Source organism: Streptomyces sp. NPDC005963, from assembly GCF_040638655.1.
Lineage (GTDB): Bacteria > Actinomycetota > Actinomycetes > Streptomycetales > Streptomycetaceae > Streptomyces.
Map to the genome: position 1 here is coordinate 23,881 of NZ_JBEXVD010000031.1, position 19,024 is coordinate 42,904.

The window sequence follows — 19,024 nt, forward strand, 5'->3', positions numbered from 1 at the left end:
CCTCATGGAGAGGGGGACACCGTGGCGATCGGTGTCCCCCTGTTCCGCGACTAGGCTCGGGCGGCGGTCAGATGCTCTGCGTGCTCCTGGAGGGAGCGGACGCCCACGTCCCCGCGGCCCAGTGCGTCGATGCCCTGGACGGCGGCGGCGAGCGCCTGGACCGTGGTGAGGCACGGGACCGAGCGCGCGACGGCGGCGGTACGGATGTCGTAGCCGTCGAGCCGGCCTCCCGTTCCGTACGGAGTGTTGACGATGAGGTCCACTTCGCCGTCGTGGATCAGCTGGACGATGGTCCGCTCGCCGTTCGGGCCTTCGCCCTCGCTCTGCTTGCGGACGACGGTCGCGTTGATGCCGTTGCGCTTGAGGACCTCGGCGGTGCCGGATGTGGCCAGCAGTTCGAAGCCGTGGGCGACCAGTTCGCGTGCCGGGAAGATCATCGAGCGCTTGTCGCGGTTGGCGACGGAGATGAACGCGCGACCCTTGGTGGGCAGCGGCCCGTAGGCGCCGGCCTGGGACTTGGCGTAGGCGGTGCCGAAGACGGTGTCGATGCCCATGACCTCGCCGGTGGAGCGCATCTCCGGGCCGAGGATGGTATCGACGCCCCGCCCGTGGATGTCGCGGAAGCGCGACCAGGGCATCACGGCCTCCTTGACCGAGATGGGCGCGTCCATCGGCAGGGTGCCGCCGTCGCCATCGGCCGGCAGCAGACCTTCGGTGCGCAGTTCGGCGATGGTCGCGCCGAGCGAGATGCGGGCCGCGGCCTTGGCGAGCGGTACGGCCGTCGCCTTGGAGGTGAAGGGCACGGTGCGGGAGGCGCGGGGGTTGGCTTCCAGCACGTAGAGGATGTCCCCGGCCAGGGCGAACTGGATGTTGATCAGTCCGCGGACGCCGACGCCCCGGGCGATGGCCTCGGTGGAGGCGCGCAGCCGCTTGATGTCGAAGCCGCCGAGGGTGATCGGGGGCAGCGCGCACGCCGAGTCGCCGGAGTGGATGCCGGCCTCCTCGATGTGCTCCATGACTCCGCCGAGGTACAGCTCCTCGCCGTCGTACAGGGCGTCCACGTCGATCTCGATGGCGTCGTCGAGGAAGCGGTCGACCAGGACCGGCCGGGTGGGGCTGATCTCGGTGGACTCGGCGATGTAGGACTCCAGCCGGGCCTGCTCGTAGACGATCTCCATGCCGCGTCCGCCCAGGACGTACGAGGGGCGTACGAGGACGGGGTAGCCGATCTCGTCGGCGATGGCCTTGGCCTCGGCGAACGTGGTGGCGGTGCCGTGCTTGGGAGCGGGCAGGCCCGCCTCCTGGAGAACGCGGCCGAAGGCACCGCGGTCCTCGGCCGCGTGGATGGCCTCCGGGGAGGTGCCGACGACCGGTACGCCGTTGTCCTTGAGGGCCTGGGCGAGGCCCAGCGGGGTCTGACCGCCGAGTTGTACGACCACACCGGCGATCGGTCCGGCCAGGGACTCGGCGTGCACGATCTCCAGGACGTCCTCCAGGGTGAGCGGCTCGAAGTAGAGCCGGTCGGAGGTGTCGTAGTCGGTGGAGACGGTCTCGGGGTTGCAGTTGACCATCACGGTCTCGTAGCCGGCGTCGCTGAGGGCGAAGGAGGCGTGGACGCAGGAGTAGTCGAACTCGATGCCCTGTCCGATGCGGTTCGGGCCCGATCCGAGGATGATCACGGCCGGCTTCTCGCGCGGGGCGACCTCGCTCTCCTCGTCGTACGAGGAGTAGAAGTAGGGGGTCTTCGCGGCGAACTCGGCGGCGCAGGTGTCGACCGTCTTGTAGACGGGGCGGATTCCGAGCGCGTGCCGCACTTCGCGTACGACGTCCTCGCGCAGCCCGCGGATGTCGGCGATCTGGGCGTCCGAGAAGCCGTGGCGCTTGGCCTCGGCGAGGAGCCCGGGCTCCAGCTTTTCGACCGCCGCGAGCTCGTCCGCGTACTCCTTGATCAGGAACAGTTGGTCGACGAACCAGGGGTCGATCTTGGTGGCGTCGAAGACCTCTTCGGGGGTGGCGCCGGCTCGGATGGCCTGCATGACGGTGTTGATCCGGCCGTCGGTGGGGCGCACCGCCTCGCGCAGGAGCGCGTCCTTGTCGCCCGGGTCGCCGACGAAGTCGAACTGGCTGCCCTTCTTCTCCAGTGAGCGCAGGGCCTTCTGGAGGGCTTCCGTGAAGTTCCGTCCGATGGCCATGGCCTCCCCCACCGACTTCATGGTGGTGGTGAGGGTGGAGTCGGCGGAGGGGAACTTCTCGAAGGCGAAGCGGGGGGCCTTGACCACGACGTAGTCGAGGGTGGGCTCGAAGGACGCCGGGGTCTTCTCGGTGATGTCGTTCGGGATCTCGTCGAGCGTGTAGCCCACGGCGAGCCTGGCGGCGATCTTGGCGATCGGGAAGCCGGTGGCCTTGGATGCGAGCGCCGAGGAGCGGGAGACCCGGGGGTTCATCTCGATGACGATGACCCGGCCGTCTTCGGGGTTGATGGCGAACTGGATGTTGCAGCCGCCGGTGTCCACGCCCACCTCACGGATGATCGCGATGCCGATGTCACGCAGCCGCTGGTACTCGCGGTCGGTGAGGGTCATCGCGGGGGCCACGGTGATCGAGTCACCGGTGTGGACGCCCATGGGGTCGAAGTTCTCGATGGAGCAGACGACGACCACGTTGTCGTGCTTGTCGCGCATCAGCTCCAGTTCGTACTCCTTCCAGCCGAGGATGGACTCCTCCAGGAGGACCTCGGTGGTCGGGGAGAGCGTCAGCCCCTGGCCGGCGATCCGGCGCAGTTCGTCCTCGTCGTGGGCGAAGCCGGAGCCGGCGCCGCCCATGGTGAAGGAGGGACGGACCACGACGGGGTAGCCGCCGAGGGTGTCGACGCCCTTCATGATGTCGTCCATGGAGTGGCAGATGACGGACCGGGCGGACTCGCCGTGGCCGATCTTCTCCCGTACCGCGTCGACGACGCCCTTGAAGAGGTCGCGGTCCTCGCCCTTGTGGATGGCCTCGACGTTGGCGCCGATCAGTTCGACGCCGTACTTCTCCAGGACACCCTGCTCGTGCATGGAGATCGCGGTGTTGAGCGCGGTCTGGCCGCCGAGGGTCGGCAGCAGGGCGTCGGGGCGCTCCTTGGCGATGATCTTCTCGACGAACTCGGGGGTGATCGGCTCCACGTAGGTGGCGTCGGCGATCTCCGGGTCGGTCATGATCGTGGCCGGGTTGGAGTTGACGAGGATGACCCGCAGGCCCTCGGACTTGAGGACGCGGCAGGCTTGGGTGCCGGAGTAGTCGAACTCGGCGGCCTGTCCGATGACGATCGGGCCAGAGCCGATCACCAGGACGGACTGGATGTCGGTGCGCTTAGGCACGCTGGCCCTCCATCAGGGATACGAAGCGGTCGAACAGGTACGCGGCGTCGTGCGGGCCCGCGGCTGCTTCGGGGTGGTACTGGACGCTGAAGGCCGGCTGGTCGAGCAGCTGGAGACCCTCCACCACGTTGTCATTGAGACACACGTGGGAGACCTCGGCACGGCCGTAGGGGGTGTCGGAGACCTGGTCGAGCGGGGCGTCGACGGCGAATCCGTGGTTGTGGGCGGTGACCTCGACCTTGCCGGTGGAACGGTCCTGCACCGGCTGGTTGATGCCGCGGTGGCCGTACTTCAGCTTGTAGGTGCCGAAGCCGAGCGCGCGGCCGAGGAGCTGATTGCCGAAGCAGATGCCGAAGAGCGGGGTCTTCCGCTCCAGGACGGCCTTGATGACGGTGAGGTCGGCGGTGGCGGGGTCGCCGGGGCCGTTGGAGAGGAACACGCCATCGGGCTGGACCGCGTACACCTCGTCGGCGGTGGCGGTGGCGGGCAGGACGTGCACCTCGATGCCGCGTTCGGCCATCCGGTGCGGGGTCATGCCCTTGATGCCGAGGTCGAGTGCGGCGACCGTGAAGCGCTTGGTGCCGATCGCCGGCACCACATAGCTCTCGGCGGTGGCGACCTCGGCGGACAGGTTCGCGCCGGTCATCTGGGGCGACTCCTGCACCCGGGCGAGGAGGGTGGCATCGTCCGCGATGGCGCCGCCCGAGAAGATGCCGACGCGCATCGCACCGCGCTCGCGCAGATGGCGGGTGAGGGCGCGGGTGTCGATGCCGCTGATGCCGACGACGCCCTGGGTGGTGAGCTCCTCGTCGAGGGTGCGGCGCGAGCGCCAGTTCGACGGGACGCGGGCGGGGTCGCGCACGACATAGCCGGCGACCCAGATCCGCTTCGACTCGTCGTCCTCGTCGTTCACCCCGGTGTTGCCGACGTGCGGCGCGGTCATGACGACGACCTGGCGGTGGTACGAGGGGTCCGTCAGGGTCTCCTGGTAGCCGGTCATCCCGGTGTTGAAGACCGCTTCGCCGAAGGTCTCCCCCACGGCCCCGTAGGCACGGCCGCGGAAGGTGCGGCCGTCCTCCAGGACGAGTACGGCGGGAGCTTGGGCGGCTCCCCGGGTGGAGGTGGTCATCGTGCGCCTTCCGTCGTGTTGATCAGGTGGTTCAGGGTGGTGACCCACTCGTTGTGCTCGGCCGCGCGCTCGGCGCGGAAGCCGGAGTCGATCTGGGTGTCGCCGTGCGCCCAGGTGATGACGAGCAGGCCGCCCTCGGTGAGGACCTTGCCCGCGATGCCCTTGTCGAGACGGGCCTCGCGCAGCGCCTCACGGGGGACGAAGAAGTCGGTCGCCCCCGGTCGGACCACGGTCAGACCGTCATCGGTGAGGGTGAGGTCGACCCTGCTGCGGACGCCGAGTCCATGGGCGACGATCCGGTCCAGCCACTGTCCGGCGGTGGTGGAGCCGTGGTAGCGGCCGGTCAGCTCCAGTCGGGCCTCGCCCGGCTCGGCCGGTACGGGGTGCAGCGGCGGCAGCCCCGACTGAAGGCTTCCGCGCCACTTCCAGCCCTGGCGCATCAGCCAGTAGACGAGGGCGATGAAGACCAGCAGTCCCACGACCCAGCCGATGCGGGCCGCCCAGTCGGTCACCTCCGCGGACTTCTTCTCCGCGGCGATGCCGATCCCGGCTGCGATGGTGGTGAGTGATGTCACGCGAGTTTCCCGTCGACGACCGTTGCCCGGCCCCGCAGGAAGGTGTGGGTAACGCGTCCCGGCAGCTCACGGCCCTGGTAGGGGGTGTTGCGGCTGCGGGAGGCGAAGCCCGCGGGGTCCACCGTCCCACGGTATGACGGATCGACGAGGGTGAGGTTCGCGGGCTCGCCAGCCGAGACGGGACGGCCATGCCCCTCCAGGCGGCCGATCACCGCGGGGCGGAACGACATCCGGTCGGCGACCGCCGCCCAGTCCAGCAGGCCCGTCTCCACCATCGTCTCCTGGACGACGGACAGGGCGGTCTCCAGACCGACCATGCCCATGGCCGCCGCGCCCCACTCGCAGTCCTTGTCCTCGTGCGGGTGCGGGGCATGGTCGGTGGCGACGCAGTCGATGGTGCCGTCGGCCAGCGCCTCGCGCAGGGCCAGTACGTCGGCCTGGGTGCGCAGCGGCGGGTTCACCTTGTAGACGGGGTTGTAGGTGCGCACCAGTTCATCAGTGAGCAGCAGGTGGTGCGGGGTGACCTCGGCGGTGACGTCCCAGCCCTTGGACTTGGCCCAGCGGACGATCTCGACGGATCCGGCGGTGGACAGGTGGCAGATGTGGACGCGCGAGCCGACGTGGGCGGCGAGGAGGACATCGCGGGCGATGATCGACTCCTCGGCGACGGCGGGCCAGCCGCCGAGTCCGAGTTCGGCGGAGACGACGCCCTCGTTCATCTGGGCGCCCTCGGTGAGCCGGGGCTCCTGGGCGTGCTGGGCGATGACTCCGTCGAACGCCTTCACGTACTCCAGGGCCCGTCGCATGATCACGGCGTCGTCGACGCACTTGCCGTCGTCGGAGAAGACCTTCACTCCGGCGGCGGAGTCGTGCATCGCCCCGAGTTCGGCGAGTTGCTTGCCCTCCAGGCCGACGGTGACCGCACCGACGGGCTGGACGTCGCAGTAGCCGGACTCCTTGCCGAGTCGGTAGACCTGCTCGACCACGCCGGCGGTGTCGGCGACGGGGAAGGTGTTGGCCATGGCGTGGACGGCGGTGAAACCGCCGATCGCCGCCGCCCGGGTGCCGGTGAGGACGGTTTCGGAGTCCTCGCGGCCTGGCTCCCGCAGATGGGTGTGGAGGTCGACCAGGCCCGGGAGCAGAATGCGGCCTTCGGCTTCGATGACGGTCGCGTCGCCGGCCTCGATGGAGTCGGCGACCTCGGCGATGGTCTCGCCGTCGATCAGGACGTCCTGCGGCTCGCCGCCGAGCACCTTCGCACCGCGAATAAGGATCTTGCTCATCTTTACTTGGTCTCCTCGATGCGCGAGTGGGTGACGGCGGGCTCGACGCCGCCGAGCAGTAGGTAAAGGACGGCCATCCGGATGGACACGCCGTTGGCGACCTGTTCGACCGCGGTGCAGCGGTCGGAGTCGGCGACCTCGGCGGTGATCTCCATGCCGCGGTTCATCGGTCCGGGGTGCATCACGATGGCGTGTTCGGGCATACGGGCCATGCGCTCGCCGTTGAGGCCGTACCGGCGCGCGTACTCCCGCTCAGTGGGGAAGAAGGCGGCGTTCATCCGCTCCCGCTGCACCCTCAGCATCATCACCGCGTCCGACTTGGGGAGCACCCGGTCGAGGTCGTAGCTGATCTCGCAGGGCCAGCTCTCGACGCCCACGGGCACCAGGGTCGGCGGGGCCACCAGGGTGACTTCGGCACCCAGGGTGTTCAGCAGCAGCACGTTGGAGCGGGCGACCCGGCTGTGCAGGACGTCTCCGACGATCGTGATGCGGCGGCCGGAGAGGTCCTGGCCGAGTCCGACGTCACGGCCGACGAGTCGTCGGCGCATGGTGAAGGCGTCCAGGAGGGCCTGGGTCGGGTGCTCATGGGTGCCGTCGCCGGCGTTGACGACCGCGCCGTCGATCCAGCCGGAGTTCGCCAACCGGTAGGGGGCGCCGGATGCGTGGTGGCGGATGACCACGGCGTCCGCGCCCATCGCCTCCAGGGTCAGTGCCGTGTCCTTGAGGGATTCGCCCTTGGAGACCGACGAGCCCTTGGCGGAGAAGTTGATGACGTCGGCGGACAGTCGCTTCGCGGCGGCTTCGAAGGAGATGCGGGTGCGGGTCGAGTCCTCGAAGAAGAGGTTGACGACGGTACGGCCGCGCAGGGTGGGCAGCTTCTTGATCGGCCGGTCGGCGACCCGGGCCATCTCCTCGGCGGTGTCGAGGAGGAGGACGGCGTCATCGCGGGTGAGATCGGCGGCCGAGATGAGGTGATGCTTCATCTGTGCTCCGGTGTGTCGGCGGTGGGGTGCGGGGGCTCGCGGGGGTCACCCGCGGGGCCAGGACTCCGCAGTCCCTCGGCGCTGCTGGACATGCGGGTGTGCGACCCCACCGGTCGGTGTCGGTGTCAGCCGGTGAGGTCGGGGGCGGTGCTCGACGGGTGCGTGGATCGAGGGGGCTACGGTCCGCTGACGGGCGCGGTCTCCCGCAGTCCGAGCAGCACGGTGTCGCGACCGTCCTCCTCGGCGAGCTGGACCTTGACGGTCTCCCGCAGCGACGTGGGGAGGTTCTTGCCCACGTAGTCGGCGCGGATCGGGAGCTCCCGGTGGCCACGGTCGACGAGGACGGCGAGTTGGACGGCGCGCGGCCGGCCGATGTCCCCGAGGGCGTCGAGAGCGGCGCGAATGGTGCGCCCGGAGAACAGCACGTCGTCGACGAGCACCACGAGCCGGCCGTCGATGCCGTCGCTCGGGATGTCGGTGCGGGCGAGCGCACGGGCGGGCCGCAGCCGCAGGTCGTCGCGGTACATGGTGATGTCGAGCGAGCCGACCGGAATCGTACGACCGGTGATCGCTTCGAGCTTTTCGGCCAACCGGCGGGCGAGGAAGACGCCGCGGGTGGGGATGCCGAGGAGGACGACGTCGTCGGCGCCCTTGGCGCGTTCGACGATCTCGTGGGCGATGCGGGTCAGTACCCGCGCGATGTCGGGTGCCTCCAGGACGGGGCGCGCCGCATCGGTGCCGGGTGAAGCCTGCGTGTCTTGCGTGTCCATACGAAACGGACCTCCTTCTCCGCCTCACGGGACGGACCTTAAAGGACGTCGAAATTGCGCTACCCACGGTATCAGGACGGCGTCGCCACTCCGTCAGCGGGTCGCCGCCCCCCGGAAGGCAGCCCCGGAGGCGCGGGGCGAGCCGGGATAGGGGACCCTGGGACCAGGCCGGTCCCGATCATGACAACAGACCGGTCCGGACCCATTCGGCTTGACGCATCCAAGTAACGCTGCGTAACCTCACAGTGAGTTACCAGACTTCGTCCGGGGAGCTATATGTCCAGCGAATACGCAAAGCAGCTCGGGGCCAAGCTCCGTGCCATCCGCACCCAGCAGGGCCTGTCCCTCCACGGTGTGGAAGAGAAGTCCCAGGGCCGCTGGAAGGCCGTGGTCGTCGGCTCGTACGAGCGCGGGGACCGTGCCGTGACCGTGCAGCGTCTGGCCGAGCTGGCTGACTTCTACGGCGTGCCGGTGCAGGAGCTGCTTCCCGGGACCACGCCCGGCGGTGCTGCCGAGCCGCCGCCGAAGCTGGTGCTGGACCTGGAGCGGCTGGCCCACGTGCCGCAGGAGAAGGCGGGTCCGCTCCAGCGCTACGCCGCCACGATCCAGTCCCAGCGCGGCGACTACAACGGCAAGGTCCTCTCCATCCGGCAGGACGACCTGCGCACGCTGGCCGTCATCTACGACCAGTCCCCTTCGGTCCTCACCGAGCAGCTGATCAGCTGGGGCGTGTTGGACGCGGACGCGCGCCGCGCGGTCAGTCACGAGGAGAGCTGAGTCGGCTCCCGGGCCCTCCACGCTCTCGGAGGGGGCCACGGCCTCCGCTGAGGAGAAACGTCACATCTCAGGGTGTGTCCGCAGCTTGCGGGCACACCCTGAGACGTTTTCCGGACACCCTCGGCCCATGCGTCGGGCCCGGGACGGAAGGCTGTGCAGCACGTCCGTCCCGGGCCCGGGACAACCGGATTCCGGCCGCGGTCAGTCGCGGCGCAGATTCGGCTTGAGCTCCTTGAACCGGCCGAGCAGGCCGTTCACGAACGACGGGGACTCATCCGTGGAGAACTCCTTGGCGAGCTCCACCGCCTCGTCGATGACCACCGCGTCGGGTGTCCCGTCCACCCACACCAACTCGTAGGCACCGAGACGGATGATGTTCCGGTCGACGACCGGCATCCGATCGAGCTCCCAGTCGACGGAGTAGGTGGCGATGAGCTCGTCGATCCGGTCCGCGTATTCGGCGTACCCCTCGACCAGTTCCATCGTGTACTCGGTGACCGGTGGCTGCCGGGTGTCGGTCCGCGCGTGCCGAATCCAGTCGGCGAGGACCGTTTGCACGGACGCCCCGCGCTGGTCGGCCTCGAAAAGGATCTGGAAGGCGCGCTTGCGGGCCTTGTTGCGGGCGGCCACGGTTAGCTGTTCACCCGGCTGAGGTAGTCGCCGGAGCGGGTGTCGACCTTGATCTTCTCACCGGTGGTGATGAACAGCGGGACCTGGACGGTGTAGCCGGTCTCCAGCGTGGCGGGCTTGGTACCACCCGTGGAGCGGTCGCCCTGGACACCGGGCTCGGTCTCCTGGATGACCAGCTCGACGGCGGCAGGCAGCTCCACGTAGAGCACCTCGCCCTCGTGCGTGGCGACGGTGGCCTCAAAGCCCTCGATCAGGAAGTTCGCGGCGTCACCGACGGCGGCGCGCGAGACGTGCAGCTGGTCGTAGGTCTGCATGTCCATGAAGACGAAGTAGTCGCCGTCCATGTACGAGAACTGCATATCGCGGCGGTCGACGGTGGCCGTCTCGACCTTCACGCCGGCGTTGAACGTCTTGTCGACGATCTTGCCGGACAGCACGTTCTTGAGCTTGGTGCGCACGAAGGCCGGGCCCTTGCCGGGCTTGACGTGCTGGAACTCGACGACGGACCAGAGCTGGCCGTTGTCGAGCTTGAGCACCATGCCGTTCTTGAGGTCGTTCGTGGAAGCCACGGTTGCGGAATCTCCTGGACTGACGCTGGTGGACGACCGCGAGGCGCGCGCTAGAGCGCGAGCAGCTCCTTGGTCGTGATGGTGAGTAGCTCGGGTCCGCCGTCCGCCTCCTGGCGTACGACGAGCGTGTCATCGATCCGGACGCCGCCCCGGCCCGGGAGGTGGACCCCCGGTTCGACGGTGACCGGCACACAAGCGTCCAGTTTACCCATGGCATCAGGAGTCAACTGCGGGTCCTCGTCGATTTCGAGACCCACACCGTGCCCGGTCAGGGGTGCGAGCCCCTCGCCGTGGCCCGCGGCAGCCAGGATCTGGCGGGCGGCACGGTCCACGTCACGGCATGAGGCACCGGGCGTCAGGGCCTCCCTGGCACCTCTCTGAGCGGCGAAGACCAGGTCGTACAGCTCGATCTGCCAGTCCGCGGGAGAGGTGCCGATCACGAACGTACGACCGATCTCGCAGCGATAGCCGCGGTAGTCGGCGCCGACGCACACGGAGAGGAAATCACCCTCCTCGACGCGGCGGTCGGTGGGACGGTGCCCGCGGCGCCCGGAGTTCGGACCGGTCGCCACCGAAGTGGGGAAGGCCGCGCCGTCAGCGCCGTGGTCGATCAGGCGCCGCTCCAGCTCCAGGGCGAGATGGCGTTCGGTGCGCCCCACCAGGATGGACTCCAACAACTCGCCCAACGCCTGATCGGTGATCTCGGCGGCGATGCGCAGGGAGGCGATCTCCTCTTCGTCCTTCACCATCCGCTGTTGCTCGACGGCCATCCCGAGGTCCGCCAGGCGCAGCCGTGGTGCGACGGCGCCGATGGCCCGGTGCCGGGCGACGGTGAGGTGGTGCTCCTCCACGGCGAGGGACTCGATCCGGGCACCGCAGGCCAGCTCCGCCGCGGCCACCGCGAGATCCCCGCCGGATGAGGGCAGGACCGTGAGCCCGAACTGCTCGTCGGACCTGCCGTCCCCCGCATCGGCGGGCGTGCGGGGGCACAGGAGGACGTCTTCGACGGGTCCGACGAGGAGTACGGCACCGGGGGGCGTGCTGCCCGCCAGGTAGTGCACGTTGGTCGGTCGGGAGATGAGGGCGCCGCTGTTGCCGCTGGCTCCACAGCGCTCGCGCAGCCGGTTACGCCGGACCTCGTGCATCCCAGACGCCTCTGCCATGTTCCGAGCGTACGACCGGGTCGCCGGGACGGCCTGGTCAGTGCGTCCGACCGGGGCGGGGCCCGCTCGGCGGCGACCCGCTGACGGCAGGGTCCCGACGCGTCCGATCCGGGCTCGGGAGGGGTGGGGGCGGCGACCACCAGCCAGCTGGGGCCGGCCACCAGTCGGGCCGACCACCAGCCAGGGGCGGCTACCAGTTGGGCGGGCTGGCTATGGCGCGGGCGAGCACCTCGTCCAGCACGCGGGCCGTGGTCTCGACGTCGTACGTGGAGTTGTCGATGATCGGCAGACCCGAGCCGTACCACCCCGCCATCCGGCCGTGGATGCTCGCCACCTCCTCGTCCGACAGTCGGCGGTTCCCCCTGCGCTCGGCGTTGCGCTCCAGGACGATCTCCAGACCGGGCAGGAGCACCACCGGCAGCAGTCCTGGACCCACATGGCGCTTCCAGCCGCCCAGCCCCACCACCGGGCGGTCCGGGAAGACGGCGTCGTCGAGGATGCAGGAGATGCCGTTGGCCAGGAAGTTGCGGGCGGCGAAGCCGCAGGTGCGACGGGCCAACCGGTACTGCGCCTCGGAGTAGTCGTTCCAGCCGGACTGGGGGTCGGCGAAGCCGGAGCAGACCCATTCCCGCACATCGTCCAGGCTGATGTGCGCGGTGGGGACCCGCCGTCTGGTGGCCCAGTGGCGCGCGACGGTCGTCTTGCCCGCACCGGCCGGGCCGATCAGCAGCACGGCGAGCGTGGCCGTGCCCGTCCCCGCGTCGGCGCTGGGGGGCGCGGGGAGGGCCACCGGATCGCCGGGCGGCAGCGGAACGTGTCCCGTCGCCTCGGGCCGTGCGGCCCGAGGCGGCGGCGCACCCCAACCGGGCGCGGGATGGCCTTGGGCGGGGGGCTGGGCGCCCGGTACGGGGTGACCCGGAGCGCTCGGGGGCGGCGGGCCCTGCGGAGGAGGGGGCCCCACGGGCGGGGGCGGGCCCTGGGGCGGCACGGGCGCCCCGGGATAGGAGCCGGGGTAGGGGCCCGGAGCAGGAGCGGCCGGCGGCCCGCTCGATGCGTGCGGTGCCTGCGGTCCGCGCCCCGGTGTCGAGGGCGGCGGCAGCGGACCTCCCACTGCGTAGTGCATCCGGTGCCACTCCGTCTCGTCTGACTGACGCTGGTCGGACAGCGCCCGCGCTGCCGTGCCAACGAACGGTACCCCGGCCGTCTGGAGAAGAACGGCCGGGGACGCCGTGAAGTGCCCTGATCAGGCCGAGAGTTCCTCGGCGAGCGCGCGCAGCGCCAACCGGTAGGAGCCGATCCCGAAGCCCGCGATCGTCCCGCTGGCCACGGCCGCGACCACCGAGGTGTGCCGGAACACCTCACGGGTGTACGGATTGGAGATGTGCACCTCGATCAGCGGAGCGGTGCGCTGTGCCGCGGCATCGCGCATCGCGTAGGAGTAGTGGGTGAACGCACCAGGGTTCAGCACCACCGGAAGGGACTCGTCCGCCGCCTCGTGGAGCCAGCGGATCAACTCCCCTTCGTCATTGGTCTCGCGCACGTCGACGTCGAAGCCCAACTCCTTGCCGATGGCCTGGCAGGTCTCCACCAGCCCGGCGTAGGAGGTCGCGCCGTACACATCGGGCTCGCGGGAGCCGAGACGGCCGAGGTTGGGTCCGTTGAGGACCAGGACGCGACGGCTCACCCGGAGACCTCCCCGTAGGCGGCGAGCAGGACGGCCGGGTCCGGGCCCTCCAGCACGGTCGGCTTGGCCAGGCCGTCGAGGACGATGAACCGCAGCAGGTTGCCGCGGGACTTCTTGTCGACCTTCATGGTTTCGAGGAGCCGGGGCCACTGGTCGCCACGGTAGGTCAGGGGCAGTCCGACGGACTCCAGTACGGCCCGGTGGCGATCGGCGGTGGCGTCGTCGAGACGGCCCGCCAGACGCCCGAGCTCGGCGGCGAACACCATGCCCACGGAGACGGCCGCCCCGTGCCGCCACTGGTACCGCTCGTTCTTCTCGATGGCGTGGGCGAGGGTGTGCCCGTAGTTGAGGATCTCGCGGCGGCCGGACTCCTTCAGGTCGCCTGAGACGACGTCCGCCTTGACCCGGATCGAGCGCTCGATCAGCTCGGCGGTGTGCTTCCCTGCGGGCGTACGGGCTGCCTGCGGGTCCGCCTCGATCAGTTCCAGGATTCCGGGGTCGGCGATGAACCCGGCCTTGATGATCTCGGCCAGTCCGCTGACGTAGTCGTGCACGGGCAGCGAGTCCAGGGCGGCCAGATCGCAGAGCACGCCGGCCGGCGGGTGGAACGCGCCGACGAGGTTCTTGCCCTCGGCGGTGTTGATGCCGGTCTTGCCGCCGACCGCCGCGTCCACCATGCCGAGGACCGTGGTCGGCAGCGCGATCCAGCGCACTCCGCGCAGCCAACTCGCCGCGACGAACCCCGCGAGGTCCGTGGTCGCACCGCCCCCGACGCCGACGATGACGTCGCTGCGGGTGAATCCCGACTGGCCGAGTGCCTTCCAGCAGTAGGCGGCGACCTCGGCGGTCTTGGCCTCCTCCGCGTTGGGCACCTGGATCGCGATCGCCTCGTAGCCCTGGGACGCCAGGTCCTCGCGGATGGCCTCCCCCGTGCCGGCGAGCGCCTCCGGGTGGAGCACGGCCACGCGTCGCGTCCCCGTGCCGTTCCCGGCCGGCCCGATCAGCCCGGGCAACTCGCCGAGCAGCTGACGGCCCACCAACACCTCGTACGGATCGGAGCCCGCCGAGCCGCCGACCTGAATGCGGGTCACTGACTGATCGGTCATGCGTCCTTCAGCTCCAAAGCGTCGAGGACCGCCTGGGCGACCTCTTCGGGGGTGCGTTCGTCGGTGGCCACGACCACGCGGGCCACCTCGGTGTACAGGTGACGGCGGGCGTCCATCAGCTCCCGCCACTGCCGGCGCGGATTGACCGCGAGCAGCGGCCTGGCCTGGTTGAGGCCGACGCGCCGGACCGCCTCGTCGACGTCGAGGGAGAGATAGACGACGGGCAGGCCCGTAAGCAGTTCCCGGGTGCCGTCGTCGAGGACGGCACCGCCGCCGAGTGCCAGCACTCCCGTGTGGGTGGCGACCGCTTCGCGGACGGCGGCCCGTTCCAGCTCGCGGAAGTACGGTTCGCCGGCGTCGACGAAGATGTCCGCGATGTCACGGCCCTCGACGTCGACGATGTCCTCGTCGGTGTCCCGGTAGGCCACCTGGAGCCGCTGCGCGAGCAGCTCGCCGACCGTGGACTTGCCCGAGCCCATGGGCCCGACCAGGACGATCAGCGGGCCGCCCGCCGTGGGTGCGCTGCTCACCGGATGCGCATGCTGTCGAGGTAACCGCGGACGTTGCGGCGGGTCTCCTCCACGCTGTCGCCGCCGAACTTCTCCGCGACCGCGTCGGCGAGCACCAGCGCGACCATCGCTTCGGCCACGATGCCCGCTGCGGGCACGGCCGCCACGTCGGAGCGCTGGTGGTGGGCGGCGGTGGCTTCGCCCGTGGCGACGTCCACCGTGGCCAGTGCCCGGGGCACGGTCGCGATCGGCTTCATCGCGGCGCGCACGCGCAGCAGCTCACCGGTGGACATACCGCCCTCGGTGCCGCCCGAGTGGCCCGAGGTGCGGCGCAGGCCCTCGTCGGTCTTGACGATCTCGTCGTGCGCCTGAGAACCGGGCACCCGGGCCAGTTCGAAGCCGTCGCCGAGCTCCACACCCTTGATCGCCTGGATGCCCATCAGGGCGCTGGCGAGACGGGCGTCGAGGCGTCGGTCCCAGTGGACGTGCGAGCCGAGGCCCACGGGTACGTCGTAGGCCAGCACCTCGACGATTCCGCCGAGCGTGTCACCGTCCTTGTGGGCCTGGTCGACCTCGGCCACCATCGCCTTGCTGGCGTCGGCGTCGAGACAACGGACCGGGTCCGCGTCCAGGCGCTCCACATCGGCGGGCACGGGGTAGACGCCCAGGGGCGCCTTGGCCTTTCCGAACTCCACGACGTGGGAGACGATCTCGATCCCGGCGACCTCCTTGAGGTAGGAGCGGGCCACCGCGCCGAGCGCGACCCGGGCCGCGGTCTCCCGGGCGCTGGCGCGCTCCAGGATGGGCCGTGCGTCGTCGAGTCCGTACTTCTGCATGCCCGCGAGGTCGGCGTGACCCGGCCGGGGGCGGGTGAGGGGCGCGTTGCGGGCGAGGGAGGCCAACTCGTTCGGGTCGACCGGATCGGCCGCCATGACCTTCTCCCACTTGGGCCACTCGCTGTTGCCCACCAGGATCGCGACCGGGGACCCCATGGTCAGCCCGTGGCGTACGCCGCCGATGAAGGTGATCTCGTCCTGCTCGAACTTCATCCGCGCGCCGCGGCCATAGCCGAGCCGCCGCCTGGCGAGGTGGTCGGCCACCAACTCGGTGGTGACCGGGACACCGGCGGGAAGTCCTTCCAGCGTCGCCACCAGTGCGGGTCCATGGGACTCGCCGGCCGTCAGCCAACGCAACCTGCTCAACGGTGCTCCTCTTGCTCGCGCCTGGAACTGCGAAGGGCGCGGCCGGGTGCGCGGCCCTGGCCCGCCACATCCGATCCTCCCACGTCCACGGAGGTGGCCCTGCGACGGTCCAGCAATCGGACGCATGAGCGAGCGGTCGATCGGCCCGGATGTCGTACCGACCGCTCGGTGCAGGCGTCGGCCCCACCCGCTGCGCCGTTCCTCAGCGCTCCTCGGACCGGTCGTCCCGCCGGGGTGCGTACGACCCGAGGAAGTCGGCTCCGCTGGGAGCCGACTGTGCGGCGGGGGTGGCTCGGGCAGCAGGGGTGGCCTGGGGCTCCTGCTGTGGTGCGTACGCGCCGAGGAAGTCCGCGCCGGATGGGCCCTGCTGCGGCCGTGGTGGGGCGTACGCGCCCAGATGGTCAGCGCCGCTGTCCTGGGAGCCCGGTGCGTTGACGACGGGCTGCCCTCCGCGGGCGATGCGCCGCTGTTCGATCTTCTCCCTCACCCACAGCACCCCGCGGACGGCAAAGATCAGGAGGATGAGACAGAGCAGCGGGATCTCCGCCCAGTCCGGCAGGAAGGCCACTACTCCGTCGAAGATCTTGCTGACGATCCCCGCCTGCGGCTGCCCCAGTTCATCCTCGTGCATGAGCCATCCCCCCATACGCCGTTTTCCACCGAATGCGGAGGATCTTAGCGACTTTCGAGCGCGTGTTCGCCCGCCGTCCTCATGGCGTACAAGGGGCCCTGATGACCGGTCATCTGCTCCACCTGGAGGACCGCCTGATGGACGAGGAGGTCCAAACCGCTGACCACGGCTCCGCCCCGCGCCGACCAGGACGCCGCGAGTTGGGTGGGCCAGGGCTCGTACAGCACGTCGAACAGCGTGGCCGGTCGTTCGGGGACGGCTGCGGCGAGCGCATCGGTGGTCCCGGCCGGAGTAGTGGCGATGACCAGGGGTGACCGCAGTGCCCGTGCGGCCTCCTCCCAGCCGGTCGTGCGCACGTCGACGTCGAGGCGAGCGCCCCACTCCCTCATCTCGGCGGCCCTGCCCTCGCTGCGGACATAGGCGGTGACCGGGCCGGTGCAGATCCGCGCCAGCGCGGCGAGCGCCGAAGACGCCGTCGCACCGGCCCCGAGGACCGCCGCCGACTCCACGGTCTCCACGCCCCGCTCGCGCAGGGCGGCGATCATGCCGGGAACATCGGTGTTGTCCCCGACCCTGCGCCCGTCGTCGCCGAAGACAACCGTGTTGACGGCCTCCACCGAGGCCGCGGTCTCACTGATCTCGTCGAGCAGCGGAAGGATCGCCCGCTTGAGCGGCATGGTCAACGACAGCCCGGCCCATGAACCGTCGAGCCCGGCCAGGAAACCCGGCAGCGCGGCCTCGTCCACCTCGAACCTGTCGTACGACCAGTGGTCGAGGCCCAGTTCCGCATAGGCCGCACGGTGCAGCACCGGCGAGAGGGAGTGGGCGATGGGCGATCCGAGGACCGCCGCCCGCCTGTTGGTACTGCTCACTGACCGGACTTCTCCTGCTGCTCCAGATACTTCTGCCGATTGCGCTCGTGCTCGCGGTTCGTCTCCGCGAAGAGGGTCTCCTCCTCGGTGATGGAGACGAAGTAGTACCAGGGCCCGGGAGTCGGATTGAGGGCCGATGCCAGGGCGTCCTGCCCCGGGTTCCCGATGGGGCCGGGCGGCAGTCCCCTGACGTGGTACGTGTTGTACGGGTGCTTCAGTTGGCGCAGCTTGTCGACGGAGCCGATGTCGAGCCTGCTCTGTCCCTTGATGTAGTTGACCGTCGAGTCGAACTCCAGCCGGCCGACCGTCTCGACGTTGCCCTCCTTCAGGCGGTTGTAGACCACCCGGGACACCTTGTCGAAGTCGTGCTTGTACTTGCCCTCGGCCTGCACCAGGCTCGCCACGGTGATCAGTTCGAGCGGCGACGCCAGACCCAGCTTGGAGGCCTCCGCCGCAAGATTGGTCCTGCCGTACTCCTTGTTCGCCTCGGCGACCATCTTCTTGAGCACGGCCTCCGGCTTCGTGCCCTTGGCGATCGGATAGGTCGCCGGGAAGAGGAAGCCTTCCAGCGGGTCCTGGAGGCCCTTGGCCTCGGTCACCCAGGAGGGCAGGTTCAGCGACTTCACCTGCGCCTTGGCAGCCGCAGCCGTCGTGCCCTCCTTGAGCTCAAGGCGCTTGTCGATCTCCGCATAGACCCAGACGTTCCGCTTGCCGGGGGGGACGATCAGGTTGTTGCGACTCTTCGGATCGAGCATCGCCTCGACCGCGTTCGCGCCCGACATCTCCTTGGGCAGGGTGTAGACGCCCGCCTCGACGCTCTTGCCCTGCGCCGCGGACACGAACGCGCCCGAACTCTTGACGACGCCGGCCTTCTTCAGGATGTTGCCGATCTCCGCGAGGCCGGCTCCCGGTGGCACCTCGATCTGGGTGCTGCCGCTGCCCGCGCCCGCGAAGTCCGCCGGGGCGCCGAACTTTCCCTGCCAGAACTGGTAGCCGAAGTAGCTGACACCGCCGAGGCCGCCGAACAGGACCAGGGAGACGACGAGGCAGGCACAGCCGTTACGGCCCTTCTTCTTGCCCTTGCCGCGGCGCTCACCACCGTCGTCGCCCCCGCCGCCACGTCTGCGGCGCGAGCCGGGCTCGTCGTCGTACCCGTCGGTGTCGTCGCTTTCCTCACCGGTGAAGAACGGGTGCTTCTCCTCCTCGGGGGCCTCCGCGTCCCACTGTCCCGGGCCGGCGGCGGGCTCGGGGTCGGGGTCGCGGCGGTGCGAGGGAGGCTGTGGCGGCGGGTACGCATCGGCGGTGGCGTACGGGTCGGCCTGCTGCTGACCGTCGTAGCCGGAGGGCGTGCCGCCGTAGCCGTCGGCGGGGCTACCGCCGTAGGGCATCGAGGTCTGCTGGCTGGTGTCCCAACCGCCGCCGTACTGCTGTCCAGCGCCCTGGCCGTCGAACTGCTGCCCCTGATAGGGCTGTTGGCCTTCGTAGCCCTGCTGGCCGTACTGCTGCTGGTACTGGTTCTGCGCGCCGTAGTCCTGGTGCTGCGGCGGCTGACCGTACTGCTGCGGCGGCTGACCGCTGGAGAAATCCTGGCCGGTTCCAGCCTGGCCTTCCCATCCCTGATCACCGTACAAAGGGTCATCGGGATGCCACGGTTCGGAGCCGGGGCCCCGGCCATAATCAGTCATCGATCCCCTAGGGCCGCGAGGTGGCCGGTTCGCCGCGCCGCCTCTTTTCTGTGCGGCAGCTGTTCGAACACCGCCGCATCGCGCGGAACGTTACCGT

General features: G+C 70.0%; 18 protein-coding genes. 1 reads left to right on the forward strand and 17 read right to left on the reverse strand.

What is annotated here, in order from left to right; all coding sequences use genetic code 11:
- Positions 1 to 50: 50 nt before the first annotated feature.
- The 6 genes from carB to pyrR all read right to left on the reverse strand — a co-directional run bounded on the left by carB (position 51) and on the right by pyrR (position 8,099).
- Positions 51 to 3,359, reverse strand: a complete 3,309-nt coding sequence (gene carB, locus ABZ348_RS29705) for a carbamoyl-phosphate synthase large subunit (RefSeq protein WP_358938236.1) — start codon at positions 3,357 to 3,359, stop codon at positions 51 to 53.
- On the reverse strand, positions 3,352 to 4,488 hold the full coding sequence (gene carA / locus ABZ348_RS29710) for a glutamine-hydrolyzing carbamoyl-phosphate synthase small subunit (protein WP_358938238.1): 1,137 nt from the start codon (positions 4,486 to 4,488) through the stop codon (positions 3,352 to 3,354). Before carA ends, carB begins: the two co-directional genes overlap by 8 nt.
- Positions 4,485 to 5,063, reverse strand: coding sequence for a hypothetical protein (locus ABZ348_RS29715; protein ID WP_358938240.1), 579 nt, complete (start codon positions 5,061 to 5,063; stop codon positions 4,485 to 4,487). Before ABZ348_RS29715 ends, carA begins: the two co-directional genes overlap by 4 nt.
- Entirely contained in the window at positions 5,060 to 6,346 is a 1,287-nt protein-coding gene (locus ABZ348_RS29720) for a dihydroorotase (RefSeq protein ID WP_358938242.1), read from the reverse strand. The genes ABZ348_RS29715 and ABZ348_RS29720 overlap by 4 nt, the downstream gene beginning before the upstream one ends.
- A 2-nt stretch (positions 6,347 to 6,348) precedes the next feature.
- Complete coding sequence (locus tag ABZ348_RS29725) at positions 6,349 to 7,329, reverse strand: aspartate carbamoyltransferase catalytic subunit (RefSeq protein ID WP_358938244.1); 981 nt, start codon at positions 7,327 to 7,329, stop codon at positions 6,349 to 6,351.
- A gap of 176 nt (positions 7,330 to 7,505) precedes the next feature.
- Positions 7,506 to 8,099 (reverse strand): bifunctional pyr operon transcriptional regulator/uracil phosphoribosyltransferase PyrR, encoded by a 594-nt coding sequence (gene pyrR, locus ABZ348_RS29730; protein WP_358938246.1) that lies wholly within the window; start codon positions 8,097 to 8,099, stop codon positions 7,506 to 7,508.
- A gap of 276 nt (positions 8,100 to 8,375) precedes the next feature.
- Between pyrR and bldD the strand changes: the two genes are divergently transcribed.
- The gene (bldD, locus tag ABZ348_RS29735) at positions 8,376 to 8,876 is read left to right on the forward strand and encodes a transcriptional regulator BldD (protein WP_358938247.1); all 501 of its coding nucleotides are present in this window, start codon (positions 8,376 to 8,378) and stop codon (positions 8,874 to 8,876) included.
- Between the two features lie 201 nt (positions 8,877 to 9,077).
- Here bldD and nusB read toward each other — a convergent pair whose 3' ends face one another.
- The 11 genes from nusB to mltG all read right to left on the reverse strand — a co-directional run bounded on the left by nusB (position 9,078) and on the right by mltG (position 18,927).
- Positions 9,078 to 9,506 (reverse strand): transcription antitermination factor NusB, encoded by a 429-nt coding sequence (gene nusB, locus ABZ348_RS29740; RefSeq protein WP_329015876.1) that lies wholly within the window; start codon positions 9,504 to 9,506, stop codon positions 9,078 to 9,080.
- A 2-nt stretch (positions 9,507 to 9,508) separates the two neighbouring features.
- Positions 9,509 to 10,075, reverse strand: a complete 567-nt coding sequence (gene efp, locus ABZ348_RS29745; RefSeq protein ID WP_358938249.1) for an elongation factor P — start codon at positions 10,073 to 10,075, stop codon at positions 9,509 to 9,511.
- A 50-nt stretch (positions 10,076 to 10,125) separates the two neighbouring features.
- Positions 10,126 to 11,220, reverse strand: coding sequence for an aminopeptidase P family protein (locus tag ABZ348_RS29750; RefSeq protein WP_358938317.1), 1,095 nt, complete (start codon positions 11,218 to 11,220; stop codon positions 10,126 to 10,128).
- Positions 11,221 to 11,428: 208 nt separating this feature from the next.
- A complete protein-coding gene (locus ABZ348_RS29755; RefSeq protein ID WP_358938251.1) occupies positions 11,429 to 12,361 on the reverse strand; it encodes an AAA family ATPase in 933 nt (310 codons plus the stop codon).
- A 120-nt stretch (positions 12,362 to 12,481) separates the two neighbouring features.
- A complete protein-coding gene (aroQ, locus tag ABZ348_RS29760; protein WP_358938252.1) occupies positions 12,482 to 12,922 on the reverse strand; it encodes a type II 3-dehydroquinate dehydratase in 441 nt (146 codons plus the stop codon).
- On the reverse strand, positions 12,919 to 14,028 hold the full coding sequence (aroB, locus tag ABZ348_RS29765; RefSeq protein WP_358938254.1) for a 3-dehydroquinate synthase: 1,110 nt from the start codon (positions 14,026 to 14,028) through the stop codon (positions 12,919 to 12,921). Before aroB ends, aroQ begins: the two co-directional genes overlap by 4 nt.
- Complete coding sequence (locus tag ABZ348_RS29770; protein ID WP_358938319.1) at positions 14,025 to 14,507, reverse strand: shikimate kinase; 483 nt, start codon at positions 14,505 to 14,507, stop codon at positions 14,025 to 14,027. The genes aroB and ABZ348_RS29770 overlap by 4 nt, the downstream gene beginning before the upstream one ends.
- Before the next feature lie 47 nt (positions 14,508 to 14,554).
- Positions 14,555 to 15,739 carry a chorismate synthase gene (aroC, locus tag ABZ348_RS29775; protein WP_358938256.1) on the reverse strand — a complete coding sequence of 395 codons (1,185 nt, stop codon included), beginning with the start codon at positions 15,737 to 15,739 and terminating at the stop codon, positions 14,555 to 14,557.
- 202 nt (positions 15,740 to 15,941) lie between these two features.
- The gene (locus tag ABZ348_RS29780) at positions 15,942 to 16,370 is read right to left on the reverse strand and encodes a hypothetical protein (RefSeq protein ID WP_358938257.1); all 429 of its coding nucleotides are present in this window, start codon (positions 16,368 to 16,370) and stop codon (positions 15,942 to 15,944) included.
- Positions 16,371 to 16,414: 44 nt separating this feature from the next.
- Positions 16,415 to 17,242 carry a shikimate dehydrogenase gene (locus ABZ348_RS29785; protein ID WP_358938259.1) on the reverse strand — a complete coding sequence of 276 codons (828 nt, stop codon included), beginning with the start codon at positions 17,240 to 17,242 and terminating at the stop codon, positions 16,415 to 16,417.
- Positions 17,239 to 18,927, reverse strand: coding sequence for an endolytic transglycosylase MltG (gene mltG, locus ABZ348_RS29790; RefSeq protein WP_358938261.1), 1,689 nt, complete (start codon positions 18,925 to 18,927; stop codon positions 17,239 to 17,241). Before mltG ends, ABZ348_RS29785 begins: the two co-directional genes overlap by 4 nt.
- Between the last annotated feature and the right edge of the window lie 97 nt (positions 18,928 to 19,024).